Genomic DNA, 14,899 nt, shown 5'->3' with positions numbered 1-14,899 from the left:
ATATTTACATTTATTCTTACACACAAAAAAAGAAACCGGCCACTTTACTTCGTAAAACAGCCGATTTCTTCTATATGTTTCATCGTGCGCGCCAGTACATCGTCACGCATTATAAAGCTAAATTTTCTATCCGTTTTAATGTTATCAGGAATGTCTGTTAATAAAACAGATCCTTTCGTTTCTTCGTAATGCGTATGTTCTTCTACCGCACTAATTGTTGCAAAATAAATGTTTTTAATGATTATTTTGTCTTTTCCAGATACTTTATATTGTCCTAAGTAAGTTAAATCAGAAACTATGCCGCCGGTTTCTTCATGAACCTCTCGAACTGCCGCTTCTTCCGGTGTTTCCCCTAATTCTACTTTACCACCTGGAAATTCAAGACCGCGACGTAAATGATGCGTTAATAACCATTGATCCCCGTACCGGCATACAACCCAAACATGCTTTGGCTCAGGAGAAAATGGATAACGTTCAAACGATAATTGTACAGTATTGTGGTAATAATCTTTAAATTTGTACATGCCATTACTCCCCTATTGATGGTTACAAGTTTTTCCTACCACAAATTGTAGCATATTCTCGCTTTTCTGCATAATATTATCCAATTACAATCCATTGATTATTCCCATTTGCGCGACTAATCCTTTCGTCTCATGATTACCTAAATCGTAAATCATTTTATATGCTTTTTGTAGTTGTTCATCATATCGGTCATTATTCGAATCGTGATGATACTCAACAAATGGAACGTGAGAACGTACAAATGAACCTAAATCCTCTACATATGCTTGATCAAAGTACTCTCTTAACTCCGTAATTTCCTCATCACTTGCGGAAATCTCAAAATTATACGTATCCGCCGTCTTCACTTGTGAAATTTGACCGTTTCCTATTGATATATAATATGTTTTTTTCGTCTCCATGTAACACCCTTCTTTCATCCTTTTAATTTCTATTGTTTTCATCAATTACAAAATTATGTAAAATAAAGAAAAGGAGGGATTCCATGTTCAAAATATTAATTATCGGTATTATAATCGTTCTAGTCATACTAGTACTCTCCGTCATGACGATTAATAAAGGCTACGCTTATAAACATTCTGTTGATAAGCCAGAAGATAACCCTTATACAAAAAACAGCAAGAAGAATTCATAATACGCTTCATATACCACTTATTTTAGCCCACATCATATTCAGTATTAGTTTATTGACAGGTCAACATAACTTTCTACCACTTTCACAATCTCTATTAGGAGTTTTACTGCTTCTTATTACCATTGAACAAATCAGGAAAAAGGATTCAGGAACTAGATTTATTTGTATTGTTGCAGGTGCTTTCATTTAGATTGTTCCCATCATTACCTACATAAACTAGAAGGAGGGCTTTTATGTTAAAAGGCGTTCGAATTACTTTTGCACTTATCGCCTTATCTATAGCAATCTATGGATTTATTAGCGGTAACAGAGACATTATGCCTTACATGTTCATTTTCTTAGGGGCTATGGCTTTCACTATAGGTTTAGAGGAAATAAAAAAACAGAAACAATCTAGCAGCATACTTGCTTTCATGGCTGGAGCTGGTGCTTTACTGCTTGGCTTCTCAGAAATATTCCGGTAAATAATCTATTTAAAAGGTGGAGATTTGTATGCTAAAAACATTACGAATTGTATCGGCTCTTATCGTCATCGCTCTCGCTTTATCCGGAATGTTTACAAACGCACTTGTTACAATGCCTTATATGCTCATCGCCTTATCTGTTATGACCTTCATCATGAGCGCAGAAGAAAAACAGAAACAAAAGAAAGTACATAGTACACTCTCCTTCTTTTCTGGCGTATTCACTTTAATCGTTGCTATTATAATTTTTGTCTCTCGGTAATTATTTTTCTACTAGGAGGTTAAAATGCATATAAGAAAAGTACAGCTAACCATCGTTTTTATTACTTTGATCTTATGTTTATACAGCACATTTACAATGAACTTTCAAATCTTTTCACCTATCATTTTGTTCCTCTTTAGTTTATATGGAAGTTTAGTAGGAATTGAGACGATTCAAAAACAACAAAAACAAATTGGAGCTAATTAGCATCGGTTTAAGTCTTTTTACGATTGTTTTTGTTATTCCATTTATAATGTTCTTTTAAAGGAGAATTATATGTTTAAAAACATTCGAATTATAATAGCTACTATCGCTCTTATTCTCGCCCTATTTAGCTTCTTCGCAAACCTCTCTACGCTTTTACCATACGTTTTTATCCTTTTGAGTATTATGTTTATCCTTTTTGGAATCGATGAAATAAAAGAGCGGCAAAAAGCAAAAGCATTTGTTTATTTTCTCGGTTCTGCCTTTATTTTATATGTTGGGGTATCTAGTATACTTTCATAAAAAAGAGGCCGCCCAACACATATGTTAGACGGCCTCTTCTTTATATTTGATTCATACTATTGGCAGTTTTTGTCGGTAAGTCGATATCCAGTTTCGAAACATCGATATATTAAAAAAATCGTTGATATATTTCAAGTTGTGTTCGATATATTCGAAAAATCGTCGATATAATTTCATTTATCATCGTGTTACAAAAAAACTGCCCTTTCACAGGCAGTTTTTTCTTTTTATCCAAATACTTTCTCAAGTTCATCTTTATCTTGGCTTAACCAGAAGTTCATTAAGCGTTGTGCTCCTTCTAAGTCGTGAAGCTTCGCTTGGCCACACTGTGTTTCATTTGCAGCTGGAATTTCTGTAATTTGAACCGCATCTTTTAATGTTAATTCTAATAAATCAATGATTTCTCGAACCGTTGGTGTTCCGCTTACTACAAGATAATATCCTGTTTGGCAGCCCATTGGTGAAATATCGATAATATCAAAATGCGGATAACGATCAATATATTTACGTAAATTAAATGCTAATAAATGTTCTAACGTATGAATAACATCTGGTTTCATTGCTTGTTTATTCGGTTGGCAAAAACGAATATCGAATTTATTTACAATACCGTCACTACCTACGTTGTGAACTCCGCAATGTCTTACATAAGGCGCCTTTACAATCGTATGATCTAATTCAAAGCTTTCTACTGATGGCATACAACATCTCTCCCGCTTTTAATTTAATTCCGTTATATCCAATATGATATAACGGAAATCAACATTAGTAAAGTATTATGTACAGTCGTGCTATAATACTTTAAGACTATGCTGAAGAGGAGACCATTATGAAACAGATTTTTATTGGGATTATACGCTTTTATCAAAAATTCATTTCTCCAATGACACCACCAACGTGCCGCTTTTACCCAACTTGCTCTCATTATGGATTAGAAGCATTTCAAAAACATGGTGCTCTGAAAGGGTTTTGGCTTACATGCAAGCGTATATTAAAATGTCACCCTTTCCACCCGGGAGGATTTGATCCTGTCCCAGATAAAAAGGATGACAAAGTAAATTCTTAATTGTCGTAACCATTCACAACTAAATCTAATTTTCCTGTGTCAGGATCTATAACAAGACCGTGAACAGGTACTTCTTCAGGAAGTAATGGATGGTTGCGAAGTATTGATACGCTATGTTCTACACTTTCTTCTACACTAGAGAATCCTTGTAGGAATCTTTCTAAATCGATTCCAGAATAACGAAGTGTATCTAATTTCTCTTCTGTTATACCGCGCTCTTTCATCTTCTCAATTGTACTGCTTGCTTGAATTTTTGCCATACCACAATCGTGGTGACCAACTACACAAACTTCATCAGCACCAAGTTCATATACAGCAACTAAAATACTACGCATAATACTTCCAAACGGATGTGAAATAACAGCGCCTGCTACTTTAATAATTTTCACATCACCGTTACGCATATTCATCGCTTTCGGTAATAATTCAACAAGACGAGTATCCATACAAGAGATAATTACCATCTTTTTGTTTGGAAATTTACCTGTTTCGTACTCTTCGTATTTTTTTTCTTCAACGAATTTTTCATTGTATTGTAAAATCTCTTCTAATGACTTCATAGTAAAGAACCCTCTTTTCTCTCATTTACATTACTTATATAGTGTACCAAAATTTAAAAAACTCAAAAAGGATATTACTTTATAGTGAAAATAAGATATTTTCAGATAACCGACATAATTCTTTCAAAATATACACACACCTTTGTAACAAGTCCCTCCTATTTAAAACGTATTTTCACTATAAACTGATTGTAGATAATGTAAAAAAGGAGTGAATATTCATTATGTCCGACGTTCTGTTACTGAGTCGTTTTCAATTTGCAATTACTATTTTTTATCACTTTTTATTTGTACCTTTGACAATCGGACTTGTTATTTTAGTAGCATGTATGGAAACTCAATACGCCCGCACATTGAATCCAACATACCGCAAAATGGCAAATTTCTGGGGTAAATTATTTACAATTAACTTCGTAATGGGGATTATAACTGGGATTACGATGGAATTCCAATTTGGAACAAACTGGTCTGAGTACTCCAAATATATGGGAGATATTTTCGGATCACCTCTCGCAATCGAAGCACTCGTTGCCTTCTTCTTAGAATCTACTTTCATGGGAATATGGTTATTCGGTAAAGACAAAATCTCACCAAAGTTCCGTGCCTTCTGTATGTGGATGGTTGCACTTGGAACAAATATTTCCGCCCTTTGGATTATTACAGCAAACGGTTTTATGCAAAATCCTGTTGGCTACGTCGTACGTAACGGCCGCGCTGAATTAAATGATTTCTGGGCACTTGTGACAAATCCATATGCTTGGAACATGTTCTTCCATACTGTAATTGGGTGTTATATCGTTGGTGCTTTCTTCGTTATGGCCATTAGTGCCTATCATTTATTACGTAAAAACGAAGTGGAATTCTTCAAAAAATCATTCAAATTTGGTTTACTGTTAGGCTTATTCGCCGCAACTGTTACACCGTTTATGGGGCATCAGTCTGGTATATCAGCAGCTAAATATCAACCAGCAAAAGGAGCTGCGATGGAAGCAGTTTGGGAAACTGGAAAAGGGCAAGGCTTCTCGATTGTTCAAATTCCTGATGTGAAAAACGAAAAAAACTTTGAATTCCTTACGATTCCGAAACTAGGAAGTTTCTTCTACACAAACTCATTTGATGGAGAAATTGTTGGTTTAAAAGATATCCCGAAAGATGAACGTCCAAATGTTAACCTCGTGTACTATAGCTTCCGCTTAATGGTTGCACTTGGTATGTTCTTTATGGCATTAACTTGGTACGGTTTCTACTTAAACCGAAAAGGAAAACTAGAAAACTCAAAACGTTATTTAAAAATTACAATATGGTCTGTCTTACTACCATATATCGCAATTAACGCTGGTTGGATTGTTGCCGAAGTAGGTCGTCAACCATGGACAGTTTATAAACTAATGCGTACAGCAGAATCTGTATCACCTATATCTGTTCCACAAATTTGGTTCTCATTAATTAGTTTAATCTTGTTCTACACATTACTTTTAATCGCAGACGTATACTTAATGCTAAAGTTCGCGAAAAAAGGACCAGCAGCATTAGAAGAACCTGCTACTGAGGGAGGTGCAGCTCATGTCTCATGACATGCTTGCAATTATCTGGTTTGGTTTATGGGGCGTGATTTGGACAGTTTACTTCATTCTTGATGGATATGCACTTGGTAACGGAATGATTTTTCCTTTCGTTGCGAAAGACCGACAAGAACGAAATCAATTACAAGAAGCAATCGGCCCATTCTGGGGTGGTAATGAAGTATGGTTAATTACAGCTGGTGGCGCAACATTTGCTGCCTTCCCAGTCACATATGCAAATATGTTTAGTTACCTATATACACCACTATTTTTAGTATTACTCGCACTGTTTGCTCGTGCTGCCGGACTTGAATTTATGCATAAAGACGATTCACCAATTTGGCAAAAAACTTGTAAATGGGCATTTACAATTGGTAGTTTCCTAATCGCCTTCTTATTCGGTGTTACGTTCGCTAACCTTTATTATGGACTACAAATCGGAAAAAATGGCTATGAAGGAAATTTACTAAGCTTACTAAATCATTATGGTATTTTAGGTGGTCTGTTCTTCACTGCTATATTCGTCGTATCTGGCGCCCTTTGGGTTATGATTAAAACGACTGGTGAAGTATCTGATCGTGCTTATAAAATTGCAAGACCATTTTCAATGGCTGCTGCTATCATTTTAGCTATCTTCTATGTAGCAACTGCAAATCGTACAACTTTATTCCAAAACTTCACAGAATATCCTGTACTATTCATTCTACCAGTACTTGCAATGTTAATGAGTGTACTCGCACTTATTATGGTGTACAAACATAAAATCGGTCTTGCATTCACATTCGTTTGCTTAACAATCGCAATGTTTATGACAACTGGATTTGCAGGTATGTTCCCAAGAATGTTACCATCTCGTATTAACGATGCTTATAGTACAACGCTATATAACGCAGCTGGTAGTCAATTAAACTTAAAAATTATGTTCTTCGTTGCAATGGTTATGGTACCAATTGTTATTGGATATCAACTTTGGAGCTACAGTATCTTTAAAAACAAAATTCATAAAGACTCTGCTAAAGGGTATCACTAAAATAAAAAAAGACACTTCGTTTGAAGTGTCTTTTTTGTACGTATGATTTTCGATAAGATGTTATATTTCTAATCTAACAACTATAATAAAGAAGAATCATTAACAGCTCACAGCTAAAGTGTAACACACAACAAACATGTTACTTTATGCAATTTTGCATATAAAGTGAAACTTTAATCAGTGGGGTTTTCTTCATCCCCTACTGATTATTAGTTGAACCAATCGGACTTTTATGGGCAGTTGATCCCCCGCCTAACTTCTTTGCTTTCGCTGAATTTGGAGGTGGGGGTCTTACTGCCCATTAAAACGGGATAAAAATTATAACGTGGATTGAATGACTTGATCATACACATCGCTATCCCTTACATCCGCTGTACTAATACCACTAAATGTTTGTACTTTTTTTCCTGTATTCGATGATCCTGATCCATTATAAGCTTTCGTTTTTTCAATCGGCTGCACGTTATATTTATCTCCTAAATTAATCGTTCCGTTACAGTTTTCAATAATAACGCCTTCCACAACTGACGGCATTTTGTCACCTACTTTCATTTCCTTACTTTTATTTTATGAGAACCGCCTAAAAAAATAGCATGTTTCCATAAGAAAAAGCACTCAAACTGAGTGCTTTTTCTTATTTACCTTTTTTCTTTTTCTCACAAGCAACTCCATCGCCATCACGATCTAAATGCTTACCATAATATGGACTATCTCTTGTAATGTCATAATATCCAGCATCGTTTGCTTCTTTACAATTAGCAAAACGTTTCGGATCCGGTTTCACTTCTGGTTTTACTTCTGGCTTCACTTCTGGTTGTGGTTGTTTTGCTCCTGGTCTTTCTTCAAATGGTAACGTTGCATTATATAAGAACTGAACGTATTGCTCACGACTTACATGCATTTTAGGTGCGAATTTACCATCACCAGTTCCAGCCGTAATATAATTTGATTTAATTGCAGTAATCGCAGGATTCGCCCATCCATTTCTATCTACATCCGGGAAATTATGATCGCCTCTTATTTGCAATTGGAATCCCCTTGTCAAAATTTGTGCCATTTCTTCACGAGTTAATGAATCTTTCGGTCTAAATTTTCCTGTATTATCTCCAACGAATACACCCATCTCTGTTAAAGCAAGAATCTCTTTTTTAAACATAGTTGAACGATCCGTAACATCTTTATACGGATTGTTATACTGTTCTTTTACTGTCGGTTTTAAATGACGGAACATAAGAGCTGTAACTTGCTCACGTGTTACATCATCACCAAATCCAAAAATCCCATTTCCGTATCCAGCAACAACGTTTTTATTTGCTAAATCCATAATCGCTTTATAAGACCAATGATTGTTTGGAACATCTTTAAAATCTGCACTTGCCTGCGCTGTTCCAATTGAAGTAAATGCTGTAGTTGCAACAATTGCACCTGTTAAAATTAATTTTTTAAATCCCATACTTAAGTCTCCTTTTCTTTCCTATAATAACCATTTAACAATATAACAAATTATTTAAATATATTTTGTCACATTATGTCGAACACAAAAAAGAATCCAAAAGGATTCTTTTTTGCTAAGCATGAATGGCAATTTTGGAGACAGTTGACTTCTTCAAAAATTTATTAGGGGTAATATTTTGAAAAAGAAAGCCTTTCATATGTAGGTTAACACCACTGGAATATATAGTAAATTGATAATATTTATACGGAAGATTGCTAATGTTTAGTATAGATACTTTCCACTATATCAACAGTGAAAAGTATCTACATGAAACAATAAAAAGGTGCCTTCAAAGAGGGCACCTTTCATAAACAGACGCTATAAAACAGAATTATTTATTGTTATACGATTGTTAGATACAAAAAGTAGAGGGAAATGTTTGTAAGAAATTCTGCTTTATATAGTCTGCCTACCACTTATATTTTAATCCTCTTCACTTGAAAATAAATATAATATGCATAATTACATGAAAAAAGAAAAGACACTCCATAGAGTGCCTTTTCAACCATTTTACTTTTAATATATCACCTTACATACATTTTATTGAGAAAATTCAAAATCATTTTTCCTTTCATTTTCAATTATAAAATCATGTAATATAGAAGGTATGTCAAATTACTATACAAATTGAGGTGTACTATATTTATGTATTTCGGAATTATTCCTCTTATATTATTTATTATTTTTCTTATCTCTTATTTGAAGGATCCACGAAAAATAATAAACGGCTTTTTATTTAATGTTTTTTTCTGTTTTTTCCTTCTGTTTTGTGTGATTATATCTGTAAATTCAAGTATTGGTGTCCTACGCTATAGTATAATTTTACCTATTTTAGCACTTATTCTTATGATTCCTTTCGGTGTTGTTGCTTTAATGTTTGGGCTATTTCTGAATGCGAGAATTTTAATGAAACGAGAAGGACGACGGTTCACTAACTGTTTAACACTCATTGCTGCTTTAGGTATTTTATTCTGTATATTATTCTTTTTCATAAGTCCAGCAAGTTTCTTCTCACCGCATTTGCAACCTATTTTTGGTGGAATTTCTCTTATAACCTTATATTTCTTTATACACTTATCTAACTTCTTAAGCGCTTATTTTCTATATCAATTCAATAGACCAAGGCGTAATCAAGATTTCATCATCGTTCTTGGTAGCGGCTTAATTAATGATAAAGTACCACCTTTACTTGCAAGTCGTATTAATAAAGCAATTGACTTTTACTGGAAACAAGCCGCTGTGAATACACCACCAACAATCATTTTCTCGGGTGGACAAGGTCCAGATGAAGGCCTTCCAGAGGCAGAAGCGATGCAAAAATACGCTGTTGAAAAAGGAATTCCAATTGAACATACAGTGCAAGAAAATCGCTCTGTAAACACATATCAAAATATGTCGTTCTCTAAAGGAATTATGGATTCGTTAAAGCCTGAAGGTAAGTATAGAAGTATTTTTACAACGAACAATTTCCACCTTTTCCGCGCTGGTATATATGCAAGACAAGCAGGGCTTAATAGCCAAGGAATCGGATCAAAAACTGCATTTTATTACTGGCCTAATGCAATGATTCGTGAATATGTCGCAATTGTTGTGATGGGACGTAAACGCCATATGAAGTTTTGCGGAGCTATTTTAGGGTTCTCTTTATTCCTTTCTGTACTTAGTTTTATCATTTCTTAATAGTCTCCCATCCTTTGAAAGGATGGGATTTCTTATACTCACTTCAAAAATATTTTAAAGTGAGTATGGTCATAATATCCCCTGCATACATCCATTAAAGGAGAAATTTTTCAAATTAAATGTTAAAATGGAAGTTAGGTGTGAATGACGTAACAAATAAGAAACTAGTTTGAAACGAGGAAATTACATGGAGAAAATTATCAAAAACAAGCCCAATAAGCTAAAAATTGCTTCAAAAGCTTTGATGATTATTATTGGGGCATTTATCACAGCGTACGGATTAGAAGCAGTATTAATTCCAAATAACGTATCAGACGGTGGTGTGACTGGCTTAAGTATCGTTAGTTCAAGATTATTTGGATTGCCATTAGGAGCTCTAATCGCAGTTATTAACATTCCTTTCGTTTGGTTAGGATATAAGCAAATCGGTAAAAGCTTTGCTATTTATTCCATTATCGGGATTGCTTCATTAGCAGTAGGTACTGTTGTTATGCACGGAATACCAGCTATTATTGAAGGCGATACACTACTTGTTACAGTTGTTGGTGGTATTATTATCGGTTTCGGTATGGGACTAGCATTACGTAACGGCGGCGCATTAGATGGAATCGATATGCTAGCTGTATTGCTTTCTCGTAAGTTACCTTTTGGAACAAGTGACCTTATTTTATTCTTAAACATGTTCGTATTTATTTTCGTATCAACAGTATTCGGTCTTCAAGGAGCTATCCTTTCGGCAATTGCTTACTTTATTGCTTCGAAAGTGATTCATATCGTTGAAGTTGGTTTAAGTGGTTCGAAAGCATTTAAAATCATTACGAAAGAGCCTGAATTAATGGTAGAAACAATTCGTGATCGTTTAGGCCGAAGTGCAACATATAACGAAGTATACGGTGGTTATTCAAGAGAGAAATTCAAAGAAATTTCTTGTGTAATTAACCGTTTAGAAGAAAGTAAAATGAAAGAACTTATTAATGAAATCGATCCACACGCCTTTATTACAGTTTATGACGTAGCAGAAGTAAAAGGCGGTAACTTTAAGAAACGTGATATTCATTAATCATCATGAATAAAGAGGGTGTGCCAACAATTTGGCACACCCTCTTCTTATTATGAAGTTGCGGTCGTTGTCGGTAAGTCGATATATTTCAATAATCGCTAATATATTTGGAGTTACGGTCGATATATTCTAATAATCGCTGATATAATTTTACTCTCCCCATCTTCTTCCTCTCTTAATCCATGCTACATATTTTTGAAAGGCAGGCACTTCATGTTGAAAGCGCAGCGGAACATATAGAAAAAGAGTACATGTACATAGTATCCATAGAATACCTACTACAAAGTGAAATTTCATCGTTGTGCTAATAAACAAACTGAGGAATAAGACGAGGAACATAATCAAACTAAACCTTTTATATATAGTCATACTAATCTCCTCCTTATAACTTAATTGTACCAGCTACAAGGAATTAATTTCCATAATAAAAAGACCGAAAAGCAACTTCTCCTTTTCGGCCTCTATACCTATCTTCTCTTCGTAATTTTTCCTGAACCACCGACCCTCGTTTTCGGAGGAGATGTATTCCTTGGTGGCGTTTTAATAGATGATTTCGGCTTCACATCTGATCCGCTCGAGCCACCTGGTGTTTTTGTAATTTTTCCTTTGCTTCCAGTAGAAGGCGGAGGCGTACTACTTCCTTTTTTCGTAATACTTCCTGTATCTCCTACGGAAGGTTTCGAATCTACATTATCGCCTCGCTTAATGATAGATCCTTTCCCTTCCTTCGTAATTGGAGGCGGGGTTTTCTTTTCTTCTTTCGTAGGCGGTCTCTCTGGAATAACCGGTTTATGATTTTGTCTGTCATTATATCCGCGATAATCACCGTATGATGATTTTCGTGAACCGAATATATCGTTTAAAATACTTCCCATAATATATCCTTGCAGGAAGGATGGTTGGTAATTTTGACGGACAAATTCTTTATTACTTATTTCAATTAACGTATCAGAAGGTTTCTCTTTATCCTTTTGCAGGTTATAAATCTTATCAGAATAAACGAGGAACATTTGATTTTCGTCTTCTTTAGATGCTTGCTTCGGTTCTCTTTCATTAATGAGTTCCTTTGCGACTTCAGGAACTGACCGATTGGCGGCCCTATACACGTAAGATTCTTGTTTACCTTCTTTTGCGACAGATTCTAGTGGATAACGGTCTTGAATCGACTTTGTCTGTCCGCCTTGACAACCTGATAAGGCATATCCAGCAACAACAAGTAATAGAACGATAGCAAGTATAGGGATTACGAACGATTTAATCATGGTAAACAATCGGTTTGACATGATTACGCCCCCTTACGTTGCTCTTATAATTTGTACATCAGCAGGAATAATTGCTTCTCCCTCATACATCATTGTGCGACCATTTTGCCATTCAATACGTAATAATTTTCGATTATCTGATTGGAATTCCCATACGTGCTGTTCTTCTGAAGCAGAGAATGGTGTTTTTCCCATCACAACAACACGTCCGTTATATTGCTCTTCCATATGGTACTCTGTATCATCCATTTCAATTGTCGTCGGAATTTCATCAATCGAATCTAAGCGACCATCAATTGGTGTATATAATTTGTAATACGTATTTTCACGGTCTTCAATTTTTAAGTAACGAATATCTTTCCCGTCTTGCAGCGTTAAAACAATTTCTTTACGAGAATGCATACTCGTTTTCCCAGTTAATTCATACATAACTAATGAAACTTCAATCATATCGCCAGGAGCTAACGTTAACAAACTTTTCTCTGGTTTCGGTGGCTCTGGGCTCTTCATTATATTTTTAATTCGTTTAAATAAACTCATGATTTACCCCCTCCTTCTCTCTTTATAAACAAGCACCTAAAATAAGTGCACCAACGATATGTAATGATCCGGCCAACATCGCATGCGCAACACTGCCTTCTTTCGTACCTTCTTCTAAATCTAAGCCAGACATTTTCTTTAACACAAATTCGATAAACATTTCTACCACTAATAAAATAACGAAAGAAACTGCTGATGCAAGTAGCGCTTGCCATAAGTCATTTGTTTTCGTTATCGATTGAGATAAAATGTACCCTTGCGCGAATAATTTCATAACGAAACGCGTTGTTACAGCTGTATTCCCATTCTTTATTTCTTTTAAATCATTGTATTTAGTAAAAATTGAATCAACCCACATAATTGCAAATAAAAGTACTGCACTTGCTCCAGTCCATACAAGCATGGCTAACACATTTGTCCATGTCATTGCAAAACCTCCTCTAAAAAGTAATAGAAAACCGACATGAATTCTCTTCAGACATGTCGGTTTCTTTGTCTATTCTATATTATTTCTCATACTGCTTCATAATACGAGCTAATTCATCGTCAACAGCAGAATTTTTGTTTAAGCTTGCGAATTCATCATCTAATGACTTTTCTTTTTTATAAACTTCGCCACTTGCTTCTGCTTCAGCCTCTAATTGAAGAGCTTTCTCTTCCATACGACTTAAACCAGCTTTTGCTGAATTTGAATCAAATCCAGACATCGCCTGATTAATATTCTTTTGTGCTTTCGCCGCATTTACACGTGCTACAAGTGTTTCACGTTTATTTTTCAGCTCTGTTAATTGCTTACGCATTTCTTCTAGCTTCAGGCGAAGATTATCGGCAGCAGCTTTGTTTTGCTCATAGCTTGCTTTATACTCATTCATCTTTTGCTCTGCGTTTTGTTTTTCTTCAAGAGCACGACGTGCAAGATCAAGATTGCTTGCTTGAACAGCCATATGAGCTTGCTCTTCACGTTTTTTCACAAGTGCTTCTTGCTCTTCAAATAATATTTTGAATTTCTTCTCAAGTGCAATTTGAGCTGCTACACTTTTCTCAGCTTCTTGTACATCCGCTTGCATATCACGTAAATATTGATCCGTCATCTTAACTGGATCTTCCGCTTTTTCAATTAATGAATATACATTCGACATTGTTAAATCTCGTAATCGTTTAAATACAGACATTCTAATTCCTCCTATGACTTACCTCATATTTCAAATTCACTACTTGGAAAACTGAAAAATCTCCCTTAACAGTAAAGAATATTCATTTTTACAGCCTACGTGTTTATTATAACAAAACTAATATGTCCTTACATGTTATTTCCAAAATACAGCCAATATAATATGACATTCTATATAAAACATTGTATTCCTAATATATTCTCATTAACCCTCTTCAGAATTGACTTATTTTTATGCACTTTCACTAAATTACATTATTGTAATGTTACTGTAAGCTAACTCGATAGTTACGTTGCAATATTTCTTATACACTAATACCAGAAGCAACGAACAAGCTTCTCATCATTTCAGAACTAATACAAAAACTGTATTTACAATAAAACATATAAAAAGGAGAAATCATCATGAAAAAATTAGTAGGCATCGGATTAGCAGCAGCAATTTCATTCGGAGCATTATCAGGTTGTTCTTTATTAGGAGAGAAAGCAAACGGTTTTGTACTGTACGGATCAGAAGAACAAGTTCAACAAATTACAGATAAAAACAAAAAAGAAGTGAAAGAAAAAGACTTCTATAAAATGAAAATGACTACATTAGAGGGTAAAAAAGTTCTTGTTATGGATAAGAAAACTGGTGAAGAACTGGTGAAGAAAGAGTTACTTAGCAAAGTTGATGAAAAAGACGACACGAAACCACTTAATAAATTACCAGCTGTAACAGCAGAGCAAGGTGTATTATTTGCTAAAGAAAAAGTAGAAAATTCTACACTTGATGGGGCAAAATTAAAATACGAAGGCAATACAATTATCGGAAGTGGACGTGCATATGCCGACATGTTCGCGATTGTTGATGATGCAACTTACGTAAATGTAAAAGGCGATGAAAAATCTGTTGGGGTATTAAAATTCGATAAAGACCCTAGTAAAGAATTCCCTGGCTACAACGGTGTAGAAGCTTCTCAACTTGTAAAAATTAAAAAGTAAAACAAAAAAGCTTTGCGAAATTGAAGTGACCCCTAAAAGTTAGACACGGTTATTTCATTAGGCAGCTTGATAAAAGTGAGTCCGGTATTGCACCGGG

General features: G+C 34.9%; 22 protein-coding genes and 1 pseudogene. 12 read left to right on the top strand and 11 right to left on the bottom strand.

What is annotated here, in order from left to right:
• Nucleotides 1-44: 44 nt before the first annotated feature.
• Both mutTA and JDS99_RS17265 read right to left on the bottom strand, forming a co-directional pair.
• Nucleotides 45-524 carry an antimutator 8-oxo-(dGTP/GTP)ase gene (gene mutTA / locus JDS99_RS17270; protein ID WP_000276386.1) on the bottom strand — a complete coding sequence of 160 codons (480 nt, stop codon included), beginning with the start codon at nt 522-524 and terminating at the stop codon, nt 45-47.
• Nucleotides 525-608: 84 nt separating this feature from the next.
• Nucleotides 609-926 carry a hydrolase gene (locus JDS99_RS17265; protein WP_071743631.1) on the bottom strand — a complete coding sequence of 106 codons (318 nt, stop codon included), beginning with the start codon at nt 924-926 and terminating at the stop codon, nt 609-611.
• 83 nt (nt 927-1,009) lie between these two features.
• Here JDS99_RS17265 and ytzI point away from each other — a divergent pair, with 83 nt between their 5' ends.
• The 6 genes and pseudogenes from ytzI (at nt 1,010) to JDS99_RS17235 (ending at nt 2,392) form a co-directional block, all read left to right on the top strand.
• A complete protein-coding gene (gene ytzI / locus JDS99_RS17260) occupies nt 1,010-1,159 on the top strand; it encodes a YtzI protein (protein WP_000472802.1) in 150 nt (49 codons plus the stop codon).
• Nucleotides 1,152-1,349, top strand: coding sequence for a DUF3953 domain-containing protein (locus JDS99_RS32035; RefSeq protein WP_088609457.1), 198 nt, complete (start codon nt 1,152-1,154; stop codon nt 1,347-1,349). The genes ytzI and JDS99_RS32035 overlap by 8 nt, the downstream gene beginning before the upstream one ends.
• A 43-nt stretch (nt 1,350-1,392) precedes the next feature.
• Entirely contained in the window at nt 1,393-1,623 is a 231-nt protein-coding gene (locus JDS99_RS17250) for a YczI family protein (protein WP_088064643.1), read from the top strand.
• A 28-nt stretch (nt 1,624-1,651) separates the two neighbouring features.
• On the top strand, nt 1,652-1,885 hold the full coding sequence (locus tag JDS99_RS17245; protein ID WP_088064644.1) for a DUF3953 domain-containing protein: 234 nt from the start codon (nt 1,652-1,654) through the stop codon (nt 1,883-1,885).
• A gap of 24 nt (nt 1,886-1,909) precedes the next feature.
• Nucleotides 1,910-2,150, top strand: a pseudogene (locus tag JDS99_RS17240) (hypothetical protein).
• An 11-nt stretch (nt 2,151-2,161) separates the two neighbouring features.
• Nucleotides 2,162-2,392, top strand: coding sequence for a YczI family protein (locus JDS99_RS17235; RefSeq protein WP_098230337.1), 231 nt, complete (start codon nt 2,162-2,164; stop codon nt 2,390-2,392).
• 227 nt (nt 2,393-2,619) lie between these two features.
• Here the strand turns inward: JDS99_RS17235 and luxS are convergent, their stop codons facing one another.
• Nucleotides 2,620-3,093, bottom strand: coding sequence for an S-ribosylhomocysteine lyase LuxS (gene luxS, locus JDS99_RS17230; protein ID WP_001141371.1), 474 nt, complete (start codon nt 3,091-3,093; stop codon nt 2,620-2,622).
• A gap of 128 nt (nt 3,094-3,221) precedes the next feature.
• Between luxS and yidD the strand changes: the two genes are divergently transcribed.
• Nucleotides 3,222-3,458 carry a membrane protein insertion efficiency factor YidD gene (gene yidD / locus JDS99_RS17225; RefSeq protein ID WP_000809334.1) on the top strand — a complete coding sequence of 79 codons (237 nt, stop codon included), beginning with the start codon at nt 3,222-3,224 and terminating at the stop codon, nt 3,456-3,458.
• Here the strand turns inward: yidD and JDS99_RS17220 are convergent.
• On the bottom strand, nt 3,455-4,018 hold the full coding sequence (locus tag JDS99_RS17220) for a beta-class carbonic anhydrase (RefSeq protein WP_000838167.1): 564 nt from the start codon (nt 4,016-4,018) through the stop codon (nt 3,455-3,457). The two genes, yidD and JDS99_RS17220, sit on opposite strands and share 4 nt — an antisense overlap.
• Nucleotides 4,019-4,242: 224 nt before the next feature.
• On the opposite strand from JDS99_RS17220, the gene cydA reads away from it, so the two are divergent.
• Complete coding sequence (gene cydA / locus JDS99_RS17215; RefSeq protein ID WP_199695419.1) at nt 4,243-5,592, top strand: cytochrome ubiquinol oxidase subunit I; 1,350 nt, start codon at nt 4,243-4,245, stop codon at nt 5,590-5,592.
• Nucleotides 5,582-6,610, top strand: coding sequence for a cytochrome d ubiquinol oxidase subunit II (gene cydB / locus JDS99_RS17210; RefSeq protein WP_088609445.1), 1,029 nt, complete (start codon nt 5,582-5,584; stop codon nt 6,608-6,610). The genes cydA and cydB overlap by 11 nt, the downstream gene beginning before the upstream one ends.
• 318 nt (nt 6,611-6,928) lie before the next feature.
• Here cydB and JDS99_RS17205 read toward each other — a convergent pair whose 3' ends face one another.
• Together JDS99_RS17205 and JDS99_RS17200 are read right to left on the bottom strand one after the other, a co-directional pair.
• On the bottom strand, nt 6,929-7,162 hold the full coding sequence (locus JDS99_RS17205) for a spore germination protein (protein WP_097906939.1): 234 nt from the start codon (nt 7,160-7,162) through the stop codon (nt 6,929-6,931).
• Between the two features lie 82 nt (nt 7,163-7,244).
• On the bottom strand, nt 7,245-8,063 hold the full coding sequence (locus tag JDS99_RS17200; RefSeq protein WP_199695418.1) for an S-layer homology domain-containing protein: 819 nt from the start codon (nt 8,061-8,063) through the stop codon (nt 7,245-7,247).
• Between the two features lie 687 nt (nt 8,064-8,750).
• On the opposite strand from JDS99_RS17200, the gene JDS99_RS17195 reads away from it, so the two are divergent.
• Both JDS99_RS17195 and JDS99_RS17190 read left to right on the top strand, forming a co-directional pair.
• Nucleotides 8,751-9,785 (top strand): YdcF family protein, encoded by a 1,035-nt coding sequence (locus JDS99_RS17195; RefSeq protein ID WP_199695417.1) that lies wholly within the window; start codon nt 8,751-8,753, stop codon nt 9,783-9,785.
• A 187-nt stretch (nt 9,786-9,972) separates the two neighbouring features.
• Entirely contained in the window at nt 9,973-10,845 is an 873-nt protein-coding gene (locus tag JDS99_RS17190; RefSeq protein WP_000411244.1) for a YitT family protein, read from the top strand.
• Between the two features lie 150 nt (nt 10,846-10,995).
• On the opposite strand, the gene JDS99_RS17185 is transcribed toward JDS99_RS17190, so the two are convergent.
• The 5 genes from JDS99_RS17185 to JDS99_RS17165 all read right to left on the bottom strand — a co-directional run bounded on the left by JDS99_RS17185 (nt 10,996) and on the right by JDS99_RS17165 (nt 13,819).
• The gene (locus JDS99_RS17185; protein WP_088064650.1) at nt 10,996-11,214 is read right to left on the bottom strand and encodes a hypothetical protein; all 219 of its coding nucleotides are present in this window, start codon (nt 11,212-11,214) and stop codon (nt 10,996-10,998) included.
• A gap of 98 nt (nt 11,215-11,312) precedes the next feature.
• On the bottom strand, nt 11,313-12,128 hold the full coding sequence (locus JDS99_RS17180) for a DUF4247 domain-containing protein (protein WP_000071201.1): 816 nt from the start codon (nt 12,126-12,128) through the stop codon (nt 11,313-11,315).
• A 12-nt stretch (nt 12,129-12,140) separates the two neighbouring features.
• Nucleotides 12,141-12,647 carry a DUF4178 domain-containing protein gene (locus JDS99_RS17175; protein ID WP_000051749.1) on the bottom strand — a complete coding sequence of 169 codons (507 nt, stop codon included), beginning with the start codon at nt 12,645-12,647 and terminating at the stop codon, nt 12,141-12,143.
• Between the two features lie 22 nt (nt 12,648-12,669).
• On the bottom strand, nt 12,670-13,074 hold the full coding sequence (locus tag JDS99_RS17170) for a DUF350 domain-containing protein (protein ID WP_199695416.1): 405 nt from the start codon (nt 13,072-13,074) through the stop codon (nt 12,670-12,672).
• 79 nt (nt 13,075-13,153) lie between these two features.
• A complete protein-coding gene (locus tag JDS99_RS17165) occupies nt 13,154-13,819 on the bottom strand; it encodes a PspA/IM30 family protein (RefSeq protein WP_000110287.1) in 666 nt (221 codons plus the stop codon).
• A gap of 404 nt (nt 13,820-14,223) precedes the next feature.
• Here JDS99_RS17165 and JDS99_RS17160 point away from each other — a divergent pair, with 404 nt between their 5' ends.
• Nucleotides 14,224-14,802, top strand: a complete 579-nt coding sequence (locus tag JDS99_RS17160; protein ID WP_199695415.1) for a lipoprotein BA_5634 family protein — start codon at nt 14,224-14,226, stop codon at nt 14,800-14,802.
• Nucleotides 14,803-14,899 lie beyond the last annotated feature (97 nt).

This window comes from Bacillus cereus group sp. N6 (genome assembly GCF_016483705.1).
In the GTDB taxonomy this organism is placed as follows: Bacteria; Bacillota; Bacilli; order Bacillales; family Bacillaceae_G; genus Bacillus_A; species Bacillus_A wiedmannii.
The sequence above is the reverse complement of the archived record's forward strand: the minus strand, read 5'-3'. Positions and strand labels throughout refer to the sequence as shown.

What these genes read in the sequence shown, in the direction of transcription:
- cydA (WP_199695419.1), top strand. Translation starts at nt 4,243, where the DNA reads ATGTCCGACGTTCTGTTACTGAGTCGTTTTCAATTTGCAATTACTATT.
- luxS (WP_001141371.1), bottom strand. Translation starts at nt 3,093, where the DNA reads ATGCCATCAGTAGAAAGCTTTGAATTAGATCATACGATTGTAAAGGCG.
- JDS99_RS17200 (WP_199695418.1), bottom strand. Translation starts at nt 8,063, where the DNA reads ATGGGATTTAAAAAATTAATTTTAACAGGTGCAATTGTTGCAACTACA.
- JDS99_RS17190 (WP_000411244.1), top strand. Translation starts at nt 9,973, where the DNA reads ATGGAGAAAATTATCAAAAACAAGCCCAATAAGCTAAAAATTGCTTCA.
- JDS99_RS17175 (WP_000051749.1), bottom strand. Translation starts at nt 12,647, where the DNA reads ATGAGTTTATTTAAACGAATTAAAAATATAATGAAGAGCCCAGAGCCA.
- JDS99_RS17250 (WP_088064643.1), top strand. Translation starts at nt 1,393, where the DNA reads ATGTTAAAAGGCGTTCGAATTACTTTTGCACTTATCGCCTTATCTATA.
- JDS99_RS17205 (WP_097906939.1), bottom strand. Translation starts at nt 7,162, where the DNA reads ATGAAAGTAGGTGACAAAATGCCGTCAGTTGTGGAAGGCGTTATTATT.
- JDS99_RS17165 (WP_000110287.1), bottom strand. Translation starts at nt 13,819, where the DNA reads ATGTCTGTATTTAAACGATTACGAGATTTAACAATGTCGAATGTATAT.
- JDS99_RS17170 (WP_199695416.1), bottom strand. Translation starts at nt 13,074, where the DNA reads ATGACATGGACAAATGTGTTAGCCATGCTTGTATGGACTGGAGCAAGT.
- JDS99_RS17265 (WP_071743631.1), bottom strand. Translation starts at nt 926, where the DNA reads ATGGAGACGAAAAAAACATATTATATATCAATAGGAAACGGTCAAATT.
- JDS99_RS17235 (WP_098230337.1), top strand. Translation starts at nt 2,162, where the DNA reads ATGTTTAAAAACATTCGAATTATAATAGCTACTATCGCTCTTATTCTC.
- JDS99_RS17160 (WP_199695415.1), top strand. Translation starts at nt 14,224, where the DNA reads ATGAAAAAATTAGTAGGCATCGGATTAGCAGCAGCAATTTCATTCGGA.
- JDS99_RS17180 (WP_000071201.1), bottom strand. Translation starts at nt 12,128, where the DNA reads ATGTCAAACCGATTGTTTACCATGATTAAATCGTTCGTAATCCCTATA.
- mutTA (WP_000276386.1), bottom strand. Translation starts at nt 524, where the DNA reads ATGTACAAATTTAAAGATTATTACCACAATACTGTACAATTATCGTTT.
- JDS99_RS17185 (WP_088064650.1), bottom strand. Translation starts at nt 11,214, where the DNA reads ATGACTATATATAAAAGGTTTAGTTTGATTATGTTCCTCGTCTTATTC.
- yidD (WP_000809334.1), top strand. Translation starts at nt 3,222, where the DNA reads ATGAAACAGATTTTTATTGGGATTATACGCTTTTATCAAAAATTCATT.
- JDS99_RS17220 (WP_000838167.1), bottom strand. Translation starts at nt 4,018, where the DNA reads ATGAAGTCATTAGAAGAGATTTTACAATACAATGAAAAATTCGTTGAA.
- cydB (WP_088609445.1), top strand. Translation starts at nt 5,582, where the DNA reads ATGTCTCATGACATGCTTGCAATTATCTGGTTTGGTTTATGGGGCGTG.
- ytzI (WP_000472802.1), top strand. Translation starts at nt 1,010, where the DNA reads ATGTTCAAAATATTAATTATCGGTATTATAATCGTTCTAGTCATACTA.
- JDS99_RS17245 (WP_088064644.1), top strand. Translation starts at nt 1,652, where the DNA reads ATGCTAAAAACATTACGAATTGTATCGGCTCTTATCGTCATCGCTCTC.
- JDS99_RS17195 (WP_199695417.1), top strand. Translation starts at nt 8,751, where the DNA reads ATGTATTTCGGAATTATTCCTCTTATATTATTTATTATTTTTCTTATC.